Origin of the sequence: Parabacteroides leei, assembly GCF_023369805.1 — a bacterium.
In the GTDB taxonomy this organism is placed as follows: Bacteria; Bacteroidota; Bacteroidia; order Bacteroidales; family Tannerellaceae; genus Parabacteroides; species Parabacteroides leei.
On sequence record NZ_JAMBQG010000028.1, the window covers coordinates 22,256 to 36,713 of the forward strand.

At 40.9% G+C, this 14,458-nt stretch carries 15 protein-coding genes; 5 read left to right on the plus strand and 10 right to left on the minus strand.

Annotation, left to right across the window (positions count from 1 at the left end; translation table 11 throughout):
* Positions 1–65 precede the first annotated feature (65 nt).
* Positions 66–818: an N-acetyltransferase gene (locus M1P97_RS24475; RefSeq protein WP_249390453.1), complete on the minus strand. Its 753-nt coding sequence runs from the start codon at positions 816–818 to the stop codon at positions 66–68.
* Positions 819–1,096: 278 nt separating this feature from the next.
* On the opposite strand from M1P97_RS24475, the gene M1P97_RS24480 reads away from it, so the two are divergent.
* Complete coding sequence (locus M1P97_RS24480; protein WP_249390454.1) at positions 1,097–2,308, plus strand: PepSY-like domain-containing protein; 1,212 nt, start codon at positions 1,097–1,099, stop codon at positions 2,306–2,308.
* 65 nt (positions 2,309–2,373) lie between these two features.
* Here M1P97_RS24480 and M1P97_RS24485 read toward each other — a convergent pair whose 3' ends face one another.
* Entirely contained in the window at positions 2,374–3,240 is an 867-nt protein-coding gene (locus M1P97_RS24485; RefSeq protein ID WP_195371872.1) for a helix-turn-helix domain-containing protein, read from the minus strand.
* An 800-nt stretch (positions 3,241–4,040) separates the two neighbouring features.
* On the opposite strand from M1P97_RS24485, the gene M1P97_RS24490 reads away from it, so the two are divergent.
* From M1P97_RS24490 to trxA, 4 genes are all read left to right on the plus strand, one after another.
* Complete coding sequence (locus tag M1P97_RS24490) at positions 4,041–4,328, plus strand: helix-turn-helix domain-containing protein (protein WP_195371871.1); 288 nt, start codon at positions 4,041–4,043, stop codon at positions 4,326–4,328.
* Positions 4,329–4,372: 44 nt separating this feature from the next.
* The gene (locus M1P97_RS24495; RefSeq protein ID WP_195371870.1) at positions 4,373–4,816 is read left to right on the plus strand and encodes a type II toxin-antitoxin system HipA family toxin; all 444 of its coding nucleotides are present in this window, start codon (positions 4,373–4,375) and stop codon (positions 4,814–4,816) included.
* A gap of 99 nt (positions 4,817–4,915) precedes the next feature.
* Positions 4,916–5,527, plus strand: coding sequence for a hypothetical protein (locus tag M1P97_RS24500; protein WP_195371869.1), 612 nt, complete (start codon positions 4,916–4,918; stop codon positions 5,525–5,527).
* A gap of 61 nt (positions 5,528–5,588) precedes the next feature.
* The gene (trxA, locus tag M1P97_RS24505) at positions 5,589–5,888 is read left to right on the plus strand and encodes a thioredoxin (RefSeq protein WP_195371868.1); all 300 of its coding nucleotides are present in this window, start codon (positions 5,589–5,591) and stop codon (positions 5,886–5,888) included.
* A 57-nt stretch (positions 5,889–5,945) separates the two neighbouring features.
* Here the strand turns inward: trxA and M1P97_RS24510 are convergent, their stop codons facing one another.
* The 8 genes from M1P97_RS24510 to trxB form a co-directional block, all read right to left on the minus strand.
* Positions 5,946–6,731: a BFO_2992 family lipoprotein gene (locus M1P97_RS24510; RefSeq protein ID WP_195371867.1), complete on the minus strand. Its 786-nt coding sequence runs from the start codon at positions 6,729–6,731 to the stop codon at positions 5,946–5,948.
* Between the two features lie 42 nt (positions 6,732–6,773).
* Complete coding sequence (locus M1P97_RS24515) at positions 6,774–8,030, minus strand: porin family protein (protein WP_249390455.1); 1,257 nt, start codon at positions 8,028–8,030, stop codon at positions 6,774–6,776.
* A 9-nt stretch (positions 8,031–8,039) separates the two neighbouring features.
* Positions 8,040–8,567, minus strand: coding sequence for an RNA polymerase sigma factor (locus tag M1P97_RS24520; RefSeq protein ID WP_195371865.1), 528 nt, complete (start codon positions 8,565–8,567; stop codon positions 8,040–8,042).
* A 154-nt stretch (positions 8,568–8,721) separates the two neighbouring features.
* Positions 8,722–9,054, minus strand: coding sequence for a cation transporter (locus M1P97_RS24525; protein ID WP_075556367.1), 333 nt, complete (start codon positions 9,052–9,054; stop codon positions 8,722–8,724).
* A gap of 40 nt (positions 9,055–9,094) precedes the next feature.
* Entirely contained in the window at positions 9,095–11,305 is a 2,211-nt protein-coding gene (locus M1P97_RS24530; protein ID WP_195371864.1) for a TonB-dependent receptor, read from the minus strand.
* Between the two features lie 169 nt (positions 11,306–11,474).
* Positions 11,475–11,912: a hypothetical protein gene (locus tag M1P97_RS24535; protein ID WP_195371863.1), complete on the minus strand. Its 438-nt coding sequence runs from the start codon at positions 11,910–11,912 to the stop codon at positions 11,475–11,477.
* 47 nt (positions 11,913–11,959) lie between these two features.
* A complete protein-coding gene (locus tag M1P97_RS24540) occupies positions 11,960–13,438 on the minus strand; it encodes a glycoside hydrolase family 10 protein (protein ID WP_195371862.1) in 1,479 nt (492 codons plus the stop codon).
* Between the two features lie 41 nt (positions 13,439–13,479).
* Positions 13,480–14,433, minus strand: a complete 954-nt coding sequence (trxB, locus tag M1P97_RS24545; protein ID WP_075556363.1) for a thioredoxin-disulfide reductase — start codon at positions 14,431–14,433, stop codon at positions 13,480–13,482.
* Between the last annotated feature and the right edge of the window lie 25 nt (positions 14,434–14,458).

Sequence of the window (14,458 nt, forward strand, 5' to 3'; positions counted from 1 at the left end):
GTTTATTTATAAATCACATACACAATGGAGGTAATAATCAACAGGGAAAAGCAGGAATTACGTTTTTACTTTTTGAGTATTCTCATTAAGCTGGCGACATCCTGTAATAAATTCACCGTCTCAAAATGTCCTTTATAAAACACTGCCCAGTTGTTGAAAACACAAGGTAGCTCCTTGGCTTTTTGCAGGGTATCCACTTGGATGAAAGATACAGGAACATCATTCATTTCACAATACTGTCTGACAATTCCGATTTTTTGATCGATATAAGGACACTGCATATCATAATAAATTGTCAGTTCTTTACTTTCAATCATTTGTTTCCTGACATTTTGCGCAAACGTCGGCTTTGTTCCGTCAAAAGAGAGTGCCAGCAATTCATATCCATTATCGGTAACATCAACAGCCTCAAAGCCGAACTTCTTTGCAAACGACTGGTCGGAAAGCCAGGATTTTTGTTTTTTTGCTCCAAGCATACAAATACCGGATTTACCCTTTTTTTTGGCATCGGCTATACAATACTCCATCAGCGATTTCCCATACCCTTTCCCTTTGTAACTACCCAAAATCCATAAGCAATAGATATAATAATAGTTATCACCCGTTATAGGAACCCAGGCTGTTTCCAAAGGGGCATACTCTATGAAAACCGTAGCCTTTGCATTTAACTTTCTAAAGACATGGCCTTCATTCAGCCGGTCAGAAAGCCATTGCCGCTTTGCCTCAACACCGGGATGGAGCTTTTTAGTACGGATAATGCAACACAAATGCTCATCTGCAAGATTGTCCGTTGTTAAGTTTATAAATTCCGTATCCATATGTATCTTCACTTCAAATTAGATATTATCAATTAACAGGAGCAGGTCGTCGTTTTGTCACTTTATTATTGCCGACAAATAATGACGTGTAAATGTAGTGAATTTATATACGTATTACCTCTTTTACCCAAATAACATTCTGACAAATTCAATTTCACATCTTATTCTGCAATTCATTTGCCAAACGTGCAATTTATTTAGTCAGATTTAACATACCCAATTTATTCCCGGCTTATTATTTGACTACATTTGTAATATCAATATTAAACTCTAAGGCCATGAAAAGATCGATATCTATACAGTGTTTACTTCTATCGCTCTTCTGTATTACTTTTTTCGGCGGATGTTCAAATGATGATGATGAGAATTTAAAAACAAAGCAATTGCCGATTGAAGCACAGAATTTCTTAACTTATCATCTTCCCGATCAATCTCCTTCCAAAATAGAGAAAATAACTTCTACCGATCCGGAAAATGGAGATAACTACAAAGTCTATTTCCAGGACGATCTCAGTATTACGTTTAATCAAATCGGAGATTGGTTAAATATTACTTCTCCAAACAGCACATTTCCGGGATCATTAAATCTATTTTTTTCAGGAGAAGAGAGTGAATACATTCGGAAAAATTACCCCAATGATCCTATAATAGGAATCACCCCTACTTTTTTCGGTAATATATTTACATTACAAAGCAACAAGGAACTTGCATTTCAGACATATCAATGTATATTCCTGGGAGAAACACTGGATATAAACAGCCTGGATGAACTACCTACATCAATAAAACAATTCATATCTCATCATTTTCCAGAAGCAAAGTATCAGACCATAATAAAAAACACCTCCATCAATGAGGATACTGATTATAATTACATAGTTTGGTTAAATGGAAACATTAAACTGGAATTTGATATTAATAATAATTGGAAAGAACTTGACGGTTATGGAAAACTATTACCGACTTCCATTATAGAATCCTTACCTACAAAGGTAAAAGAGTATCTCACAAGCCGTTACCCAGAAGCTCAAATAACGGCAATCTTGCTAGCTCATTCTACGCAATACACTATCCGGGTTAGCAAAACACTCCAGGTAGTAATTGATCCGGAGAAAGAACATATAACTATTGAATTAGATAAGATAGATGAGTTTATAAATAAATATTTTGTTGGTATCACATCCAAAAAAGTCAGTACTCCAGACGATTACACTAAACTGATTTTCAAGATTGAGCTTCCTAATGGATTCGTTATTACTATGAACAAATATTATCAATGGCTTACAATTAACGGGAATGGCCATCCATTTCCGGAGGCCCTTTTAAGTGTTTTGCCTGATGAAATAAATCAATATATGGTAATTAACGCAAAAGAAAAAATAACAAAAGTTGAAACTGTAGTAGATTATGGCTACCAAATCGTGTTAACAAACGGAGAAGAACTAAAATTTGACTTTAAAGGGAAACTCATAGAGAATGAAGGCATTTAACAACTCTAAACAACACGTATAAAACATAGGTGGTGTCGGTATTTTACTAACACCACCTATATTCATTATATATCTAATTTCTCCTGGACACTTCGTCTAATCTCTAATTTACCTGATCTGGATAAAACAACAGTATCACCTGCAAAAGCATCCCCCTGATAAACATCATTCAGATATATTCGATTATCCCTTTCTTTAAAAGTATGAGGCCCCGATCGGAAAGTGTCTCCATTATCATCGGTAAACCCACTGATAGGTTGAGGGGTCACAAAAACAATATCTTTATATATCAAAGAAGCGTTCATTCTATATGGCTTAATAATAAGTGACTTTTTAGTAAATAGGTTTCCCTTTTTAAATATTATCGTATCACTTTCCTGTACATGGCCAACAAAAGCATTATTCAGAAACAAAGATCCTTTATGCTCTTTGATCAAATCTTCCCCCGCCCTGATAAAAACGGTATCATTATTTATATAACTTCCATAACCGGGGAGTCCGCGAGGAAGTTGTACCTCAAATCCTCCGGTATTGTCTGTTACAAAATTCATTTTCATCATTTGCTGTGCGTTACATTTGGAACCGACAGTATACAAACTGAAACCTATAGCCAGACATGCCGTTGTTAAAACTGATAATTTTGCCATTGTGTGTACTTTTAAGTTAAACAAATCTTTCAAAACAGATTTGAATGACAAATGAACCGGGAGTTCAGCTTTACCAATTTCCTGAACCTCCGGAACAGCTAACAAATCACAATCCAGTGCAGTAGCAATTAGCCTCAATGTGTAACTTCTTGGTACCACTTTACCTGACTCGATACGTTGCAAAGTTCGGACACTAATATTACATCTACTTACCAGTTCCTCTTGGGTCAACCCTTTCGTTTCCCGAAGCCCTGCAATGTACTTACCTAATTCCGGCTGTTTCATCTTCATTCAAATTTTCGACAAGATTATGCATAACTCAAACATTCAACAAATAAAGCAGCGAACTTTCACCCGACATTTACCCGACATTTGGTTATAGCGCGGTTTATTCATACAAAGTTAACAAAACATCAGCGGAAAGATTATTCTTTCTCCGACTATAGCGACAAAAAAAACACAATAGCCTATTTTCCAGCACATTACACACCTCTCGCTGTACCGATATTGTTGGCAAATTTTCATATTAGCGTTTTATTACGAAAAGGTCATGCTAACATGCTGACTAACTAACAATTAATATACGCTCATATTAGAGTTCGTTGATAGCTTTATTTTTCTCTTTTAATATAGAAAGAATATTCTTTATAAAGATTATATAAGGCTATCGCCATTTTTCAGTTTTAAAAGGATTCAAAGAAGACATTTCATTTTGCCTGGCAAATCAGGCAATCTTCCCTATCCCCGTATTACTGAAAACTGCCTGTTTTATTTCAGAGTTTACACAGACAATAGTTTTCAGTTACAAATACAATTGTATTTGATTTGAAAAACAATTGCTTTTGAACACAAATACAATTGTTTTTATAGACGGAAATCAATTAAAAAACTTCCGGAAAACCAACTATTATTCCCATTGGGTTCCATCCAGTCCATCCGCTCCATATCCACTTCATATCTTTGTAAAGCATTTCAAGAGAATAACATCGATTAAGCTCGACCAATAACAGATATATCTATATTTTCTCATAATTATTCGATACTATTATAGATTTACCTATATTTGTAAGCAAACAAGAGAAAGTATGTATAGTGAACTATATGAAAAATCAGGAAGTGATATAATTCGGGAATTGGGAAAACGGTATAGTGACTACCGAAAACGGATGGGGTACACACAAAAAGAAGTTGCTGAGAAATCAGGACTGAGCGTGTTTACCATAAGTTCCTTTGAGAACGGTTCTTCTACCGGTATTACATTGGCTTCGTTTATAAAATTGCTACGGGCAATCGACAGTCTGGATGAAATAGAGAAACTATTGCCGGAATTACCGGAAAGCCCACGGAGCTTATTTAAAAAACTAAGTAAATAATAACCTATGGGAACAAAAAAATACATACACAAACACTAGCAGCTATGTCACCGACAAGTGATAGTTATGAAGATATTTTTGCAGTAATCCGGCGACTGAATCTACGCTATGAGGATAGTAAACAACAATACTTGCGAATGATATTTAATGTTATCACCCGGAATGTCGATGATCATTCTAAAAACTTTTCGTTTTGTATGAATCGTGAGGGTGCATGGCGGCTATCACCTGCATACGATTTAACTTACAGCGTAGATCCAACTGCTCCTCCATATTCAAACAGGCACTCATTAACTGTTAATGGTAAAAACGAAGACATTACCTATGAAGATTTTGAAACTATAGCTTTAAATAACGATATACAAGATTATAAAGCATTAATTAATGGTGTTTCCAATGCGATCGCTAATTTCGAGGATTATGCAAAGGAATTGGATATCAATGAAAAATTGATTGAAAGTATTAAGAACGATTTTATAGAAGTATAATTTGTATCAACAACCTTAAAAGTCCATAAAATTTACATTTAATCCATTGATATGCAATTATCTTATATACATTTGCATACAATCAATTTCACAGAGGCCATGAAGAATATAATCGGATCGCTATTTTTATTATTATCTGTTTTTTTGTTTATTGCATGTAGCAAAGACAATGACGAAGAACTAATCGAAGAAAAACAATATGAATTTAGTTCTATCATGTGGGCTTTGCAGGAAGGTGACGGAGAAGAACTTTTTGAAATAAAAACACCTGAACAGGTTTTCCGTAATACAGGGAATACAACAAAAGACATTGTTATTAATTCATCTGAAAAAGTAGAAGAATCCTCTCAGTTTTTCATTGATGAAAATATATTGCCTTATTTGCCGGAAGAAGAGATAACGATCGCTTTTCCTGATGTATTCGAATTGTTATCTTCTGAATACAAATATTTCATTGGAGATAGAAAAGCACCTTTCAAAAATGAAAAAACACCTCTTCCTCCAAACAGAACAACTACAGAAACAATATCGTTAGCTCCCTCATGTGAGTTACGAAACAGCTCAACTTTTACAATGAAAAAGATAAAAGCGACATATCGAATCCGTTTTGTTGAGAAAGAAGGTATTGATAGCTATGAGAAAGAAGGCAAATGGGAAGGCATATTTATCGTTTTTGAAAACAGCGAAACCGTTATTAATGAAATAAAATAACCGGCTTCATCTGTTCGATGAACAAGCATTACATTCCAATTGTTATAAATAGAAAAACAATATGGAAACTTTCAAAGATATTATAAACGGAGATAAACCTGTATTAGTAGACTTTTTCGCGACTTGGTGTGGCCCTTGTAAAGTGATGAGTCCAACGATAGAAGCTCTCGGAAAAGAATTAATCGGACAGGCACGTGTTCTGAAAATCGATGTTGACAAAAATGAAGCTGTTGCCAACGAGTACCGCATTCAGTCAGTACCCACATTAATCATCTTCAAAAAGGGAGAAGCTGTTTGGCGGACTTCAGGTGTGATGGAGAAAGGGGCTCTTTTACAGCAAGTCAAAAAGTTTATCGATTGATTACCCAATAAAAAAAGGAGCCCTAACAAGCTCCTTTTTACATAAATTATCAGTTTCTTATTTATTCGTTTCTTTATTGATCATATATGAAAAAACTTTCGACTTAGTCCATGTAGCTTCTGTTGTATCTTTATTAAATTCTTTGATATAATTAATTCTAAAGTTGAAAGTTTCACTTCCTTTTGATTTTTCCTTAGCTTCTAATGAAGATATATAATTACCCGCACGAATTGCATAGTTAAATACAGAAGTCCCAATTGTATTTTTACCATCTTCTTTCTTTACTACACGCAAAAAGAAATCATAAATATTTTTACCGTCTACAACTTGTGGTTCCTGAGAAGGATCAATCTGCAGAAAATACTCGTTTGTCTGATCGTTTGCCGATTTTTCATGGCTAGAACCTAAGAATAAAAAATCTTTTATAGTAGCACTATATGCACCCGTAGTCACGATCCCTGCATCCACAGCTGTTATTTCCCCCTGTTTAATTGATGTCGGGGATGTCTTAGCTGTATCAACTGGTTCTACCCTACCAGTATTATTCAACCTGGAATATTGAGAAACAGTAGCCGTTAAATATTTTTTTCCACTATTATTAGCCGGATCATCATAATTAATGTTGAACGCAAAAAAGACACATTCATCATCCTTTAGGTTATTAAAACCAGAAGCATATACCGGAACTTCATCAGCTGTATAAGCAACATACCCCATAGCATCCGTAGAAAAACCTACTACACCATAAGAAACACCACTCTGCTCATTCTTTCCCCCATCCAAGCAAGAGGTCAACAAAACCGTAGCCATGGCTACTGCACTTAAAAACTTAAGTTTCTTCATTTTTCTGTTCTTTTTATTTTATGTTATTAGTATTTGTTTTATTTAGAAACCCAGACGGAATCCGGCCTGGAGACTTACATTAAATGGTTTTTCGGAACGTACGGTTTCGATTGTACTACCGTTATCGAAATAGTAGTCTACTCCTGCCTCAGCATAAAGGCTTACAAAACGAAGCAACGGGTAACTCACACCTGCACGGGCGTTGACAGACCACAACCATTCCTTCATACGAATATGCTCACTCTCTTTTTCGTATAACTCTTTACCTGAATATTTTTCCGTAATCAGCTTTCCTGATACATTGACTTCCGTCATAACACCTGCCGCTGCATATACCTGAAAACGGTTCCATTCTGCAATTTTATAGGACAGAGAAACCGGAATACCGATAAAATGGAGCTTTTGGGCTGTCTTATTATAATAGACCGGAGCATCCACATCCCAGGTAGAAGACAGAAACGTATAATTCAATCCCGTCGACAATGCAAACCGGTTATTCAAATAACGACTTACTGAAAAACCTACGGACACGGGAGTTTTATGATGTATGTTCGTCTTCGGTAATGAACTGTTCTCAAAATTAGGAGAGTTCAGGAACAACAACTCCTGATCCGTCATCATTGTATTCTTCAAGGCATAGGTGTTCAACGAATTATTTGTTCCGGTTGTAACACTACCACCTCCCATACCGAATCCCCACTTACGCGGAGCAGCCTCCTTTTCCACTTTTCCGACCGGAGCAGCATCAGCTATCAACGACCGGGTATCAATAGAACCCACTTCCGGATGATCCTGCACAACCTCTTCTCTATCAACCACAACAGAGTCTTCATCCGGATCGGTTATTACTTCTGCTTGCTCCTCCAAATCATCATCTGAAGAAATAACGGCAGGTTCAGTATGAGCAACCTTTACGGCAGCTTTGTATGTTGACCGTACTACAGCCGGCTGTTGCACTGCTGCCACAGGAGATACGGTTATTTTTTCCTCTATCTGAGCAACCGGAGCTTCAACATCTTTAGCCAGCTCAGTCTCCACCTTCTTTGTTTCCTTCTCGATCTTCTCTGCTATCGGAGCTACCTCCCTCTCCGATTTAAACATATAAACGCCTCCCGTTATCATCAGTAATGAAATGACTGCCGCAGCAGCCCAGTAACGGAGCGTTCGACGGAAAGATACCGGTGCTTTTACCGGTAAACGATCGGCAATAGCCCCCCAGTCTTCCGGCATCGTATCCACTTCGAAATCCTGCAACTTCGAGCGGAACATATCATCAAATGTATCTCTTTCCTTTTTCATTCTTTCCTTTCAATACAAAGCGTTAATCCTCTTCTGTAACATCTGTTTGGCGCGCGTGAACTGTGAACGTGACGTACTTTCCGTAATATTCAACATCTCACTGATCTCTTTATGAGAATACCCTTCAATTGCGAACAGGTTGAATACCGTACGGAAACCGGTTGGCAACTCATGTACCAATGTCATCAGCTCCGCTGCCGACATACTCGATATAACCGAACTGTCCGGCTGAATCAATTCCGCCGTGTTATCCAGATCGGTCGACTCGCGCAATACATCTGACTTACGCAAATACTCCAATGCACAATTTACAAAGATCTTTCGCATCCACCCCTCGAATGAACCGGCTCCCGAATAAGAGTCCATACTGGTAAAAACTTTTACAAAACCATCCTGCAACAAATCGCGGGCAGTCTCCCTGTCGTTCACATAACGCAGACAAACTCCCATCATTTTGCGGGAATACCTCTCGTAAAGCTCTTTCTGAGCCAGCCTGTCCCCCTTCCTACAACCCCTTATCAGTTGTGACTCGTCCATTCAACTATAATGATGTTATTCTGGTGCAAAACGCTGCATGTTTCATGAACTTTTTTTCCATAAAAGGGGCGGACACATAGATCCGCCCCAACAGGTATGCTTTTGCAAAGATAAGATGTTCTAACGAATTTCCATGTTAACGGAGATAGACTGCTTAATTTTTTTTCGCAGGGTTAACCGGACAGCCGGCACCGTCATCGACAGGCACAGCTTCCATTCCAATCTTTTTAAAGGCTGAAGCCAATTTTGTCTTGGAAGTCTTATCTGTTTTATAGGTAACGTTCACCGTGCGGGTTTTCAAATCGCATTTCAAATCTGTCACTCCTTTCTCGAAAGCTATATTCTTTTCTACCTTCTTCTGGCAATTGGCACATTCCATCTCTTCAACAAAAAAAGTCACTGTGTCTTTTTTCTTTTTTGCATCCTGTGCATAAGCCGTAGAGAAAGTAAATACGGCACAAATCAATGCTACTACTAACTGTTTCATAATGTATTTGTATTAATTGGTAAATAATTTATCTTGTTTTTTAATCGCGGCTGATGTTAAAACGTAAGCCGGCATATATCTTTCGTCCGTGAACGGGGCCCCACACCATCGAACCGTCGAAATTATCTCCACGCGGGTTCTCCGCATCGATGATCGGATGAGATTGCTTGTAGTCAAACAAGTTTTCCGCCCCGATATAGACAGACCAACGACGGAAATACCGGGTGATCTGTGCATTGACAACGGTATATGCATTAAAGTTCGGTTCCCACAACGGATTGGTAGCATCCGGAGTCGGCATACGCCCTCCCCCGTTAAACTGTCCGGTCAGGTCGAACTGCCATTTCTTCAACGGGGTCTGATAAGAAGCCGTCACCAGTCCTTTATAATCACTGACCAGCGGTTTCTTCAGCCGTTGCGTTACCCCTTCTGCATTCCGGTAATCCGTCTTGGCATCCGTGTAACGATAAGCCGCAGTCAGGGTAAATCCCCGGAAGAAAGGATAGGTCGCTTCCACCTGGAAACTGTTGGAATAAGATTTTCCGTCCAGATTATAGAAGCTGACGGCATGCGCATCGCTATCCATATCGACCACCACCTGTTTCCGGAAATCGGTATAATACCATTCCCCGTTCAAAGATAATTCTTTTCCGAACAGGGGGATATAAAAAGACAGGTTCAAGCCGGTATTCCAGGCTTCTTCCTGATCCAGGTTCTCGGCAATATTCATCTTACGGCTACTCGACAAGAGGAAATTATTCTCTGCCAGGATATTGGCCGTACGGAACCCTTTACCGGCCGAGGCACGGATATGGAACCAGTCGAACGGATTATATTTAATATGTATGCGAGGGGTGACAAAGAAATCATACAAAGAACTGTAATCGGCACGGATACCTCCCAGAAGGATCAGTTTATCGTTCAGATTGTAAGTGTACTGTGCATAAGCTCCGGTGACAACTTCCGTACGGTCGAAGACCTTACGCGTACCATCCTGCAACAGGTTTTCATCGAAGCCGTCGTAATTCATGCTCAAGCCGGTGCTCAGGCTATGTGCCGGAGAAAACTCTTTCTCATACAACAAGCTGGCATACACATTATTCTGATAGACATTATAAGGCGTACGGTCGTACATGGATTTCTGTTCATGATAAGAGCCGGAAAGGATCATGGCTACACTCTCCACCTTTTCCTTATCGATGATATAGGCTTGCTTGGTAAAGAGTTCAGCCCGGTTCGTCTCCAGATGAACCTGATACGGATCGGCAAAGTCATGATGTTTGGTAGCCTGTCCGCCGGTACGGTTTTCGTGCAGGTAGCGGGCTCCGTACTGGGCTACATAATTATCCAGTTTATGATACCAGCGGTTCATCAGGTTGACCTGCTCTTTCAACGGAGTATCCAGGAAGCCGTCGTCGTTGCCGTCATGTTGTTTTTTGTCATTGGAATAATGAACCAGCAAACCGGTCGATACTTTATCGTTAATATGCCAGGAGGCATCTGCATTTCCTTCATAACGTCCGGCATCGCTTCCGAATAAATTCACTGAAAAGATATCCGCCGTAGGAGGCTTTTTAAATTCCACATTGATCTGTCCGGCAAGGGCTTCGTACCCGTTCTTTACCGATGAAGTACCTTTGGAAACCTGTATGCTTTCCATCCAGGCACCCGGCACATAATCCAACCCGTACAGGGAGGCGGCTCCACGGAAGTTCGGATAATTCTCCGTCAGCATCTGCACATACGTTCCGGACAGCCCCAGCAATTTGATCTGCCGGGCACCGGTCGCAGCATCGGCATACGACACATCGACAGATGGGTTAGTCTCGAAACTCTCCGCCAGGTTACAACAGGCGGCACGGCATATTTCATCATAGGTGATCTTCTGCGTCTGCAACACACTGGTGCGGGAGGCGATCGTTCCCATTTTACGTTCGCTGATCACGACTTCTTCCAGGGCTACTTCGCCTTTCAAGATAATCCGTAACGGTTCCTTCGGATTTGTTACCTGCATCGTGAAAGTTGTATAGCCGATATAACTAACGACCAGATTATTGGAACTTTTTCTCGTAGCCAGTTCGAAAGCACCGTCTACATCAGTGGTGGTTCCCTGTTGGGTTCCTTCCCAATAAACATTGGCACCGATTATCGGCTGGTTATTATCATCAAACACATGCCCTTTCACTTCTTCCGCCCGGGCTGCGATGGCGGAGAATAGTATAAATAGAGTAATATAGAATTGTTTCAACATTGCTTTACATTTTGATTCAGTAAGAAGGTATGTCCAAACAGACCCGTAACGTTAGGCCTGCTTTGTCCTGAGTGAAAGCTTTTGCCAACAGCGTGGCAAAACATTGTCATCTACGTGGCACTGTTGTGACATCGCAGAGACATTGCTGCCGCAAAAGCACAATGACAATCTAAATCAATAAGGTAGTAAGTAAATTCAGGTAAATACGCGGGCAGACAATGGGAGGGCCATCCTGATCCTGTGCAATATATTCTTTTATGGAAGGAACCGGAACGAGTGAGGCTATTGGAGAAGCAAACGACATAAGGTCGGTCACTGCCGGTTGTAATTCTACTATCGGATTATTGGAACTGCTCCAGTCGAAACTGATCCGTTCCAGGCCACAGCAATCATCTTCGCAGCAGCCGGAGTGGCAAACCGAAGATTCATCGGTGGCATTGCAACAGCCATGTTCGTGTACTTCGCAACAGTTATCATTCAATAATACTGCAACTCCTTCGGTACGGCAATCACCGCAGCAATAGGTAATCAGGTTCACTCCGGCACCTCCATAAAAAATAAGAGTCGCCAGAAAAACGATAAACAGATATGTTACAGTATTTTTCATTCGACACAAAGATAGTGCTTTCACCTATCCGCTCCTAACCGTTAATATTATTTAGGAAATTCGGAAAGATAATAATAAGTATCAGGAGACACAGCGCTCTCGATATGGTAGCGGGTGGAAGCCGAAACGCTGAAGCTATATCCTCTCTCCGCATTCGGGGCAACCGGAAGATAAAGTACCGTATCCCGCACTCCGGTAGCCAAAATAGATTTAGCCGACGACGTATCGATAGAGTCCGTCAATGAATAATAAACCGTATAAGTCAGATCTTCCTTCTCCACCGGTGGTTTCTGCCAGGACAGTTTCAGGTCGCTTCCCTCCTTCTCCACACGGATCTCTGCCGGAGCAGCGGGCACCCTATCGCTCAACCAGGTGAGAGGCAATAGCTGGGCCGGGAATTTATAATAATTATCTTTCAACTCATCATAAAGTCCTTTCGAATTATCCAACACATTCTCGCAACGGAAAAAGGTACAGCCTGCACCTCCATAATAACGGCTGTAATCAATCTGGTCGGTAATATCATTTACCGTCCAGTCCGCTTCATTCTTCTCCATACGGTAAGCTCCCAGTCCCGGCACGACCAGGCGCCCGTTACAATTCTCCACCCAGTTGTCTACAAACGGGAAGAAGTTTTCATGCAGATAATACATCATCGGAACGATCATATCCTGCTTTCCTTTCTGCATCCACATCTTGGGATCCTGGAAGACACTTTCATAAGCTGTCCAGCCTGCATTGGGAACCCGTTCGATCCGGTTATACTTACCCAACGGCGAGCTGCTGACCTGCACCCAAGGCTTAACCAGTTTCACCCAGTCATAGATACGATAAACCATTTTATTGATATTCTCGCGCCGCCAGTCAGGCAGTTTTTGCGATTTACCGTATTTGTTATGAACGGCTTTATCCGGGAAACTCTTGGCCTGCTCCGGATAACGGATATAGTCAAACTGGATCCCGTCGATATCATATCCGTTCACCACCTCCTTTACCAGAGATAAAATATAATCGGCAGTCTCCGGCACACCCGGATCCAGATACCATTCCCCGTTATGACGTTTACACAGTTTCGGATGGCGTTTTACAACAGATAATTTACCTTGTTCTTTTACAGCTTTCTCCGTACCAACAGGAAATGTCACAAACCAGGCATGGCATTCCATCCCCCGTTTGTGACATTCTTCTATCGCAAAAGCCAACGGATCGTATCCGGGCATTGTTCCATATTTACCTGAGAAAGTTTTGGATGCCGGTTCTATTGCCGAACGGTAAATAACATCCCCCCGCAAACGAACTTGCAGAAATACGGTGTTGAAATTCGCATCAGCCAACCGGTCGAGTATATTGCATAAATCCTGTTGCTGGGCCTTTCTTCCCGCTTCCGTTGTAGCCGGCTTTTTAGGCCAGTCCAGTCCATAGACGGTAGTTAGCCAGACAGCACGTATCTCGTGCTTCGGAGATTCAACTGCTCCAATCGAATGAAGCAATAAAAGGACCAGGAATAACAGGCAATACTTTCTCATTTCCACTTATTTATTCAGCGGGCAAAGGTAGTACTTTTTCGTTATTTTCCAATTTCCGACAAATACCGCTCAGCCTCGATAGCCGCCTGACAACCTGTTCCGGCAGCAGTAATAGCCTGACGGTAATGAGGATCGGCCACATCGCCGGCTGCGAAGACACCTGCCACTTTTGTACGCGGCGTTCCGGGTATTGTCTTGATATATCCTACCTCATCGGTTTCGATCCACGGTTTGAATATATCCGAGTTCGGTTTATGACCGATAGCCAGGAAGAAACCATCGATGGCAATATCCACCTTTTCTTCATCCGATTCCCCCATCCGTTTTACCAGGTGAGCACCTTCCACACCATTTTCGCCAAACAGGCCGATCGTGTTGTGTTCGAACAATACCATAATGTTCGGCGTATTGAATACACGCTCCTGCATCACTTTGGAGGCACGCAGATAAGACTTACGGACGATCAGGTACACCTGCTTTGCCAATCCGGCCAGGTAAACAGCTTCCTCACAAGCTGTATCTCCACCTCCTACAACAGCAACGACTTTCTTACGGTAGAAGAAACCGTCGCAGGTAGCACAGGCAGAAACACCCATTCCTGCATATTTTTGTTCGTCGGGGATACCCAGATACTTGGCAGTCGCACCGGTTGCAATGATCAGGGCTTCCGTTTCAATTACTTTTTCACCGTCGATCGTCACCTTGTAAGGAGCAGCGGAAAGATCGGTTTCCGTAGCAATTCCAAAACGAATATCCGCACCAAAACGCAATGCCTGCTGCTTCAGGTCTTCCATCAGTTCCGGACCGGTGATACCTTCCGGATAACCTGGGAAGTTCTCCACTTCCGTTGTTGTCGTAAGCTGTCCGCCCGGTTGAATACCTTCATACAATACGGGTGATAAGTTTGCACGAGAAGCATAAATTGCTGCTGTATATCCTGCAGGACCGGAACCTATAATCAGGCAACGGACCTTTTCATTTGTTGAATTGCTCATAGCGTTTATTTATTGATAATTGATA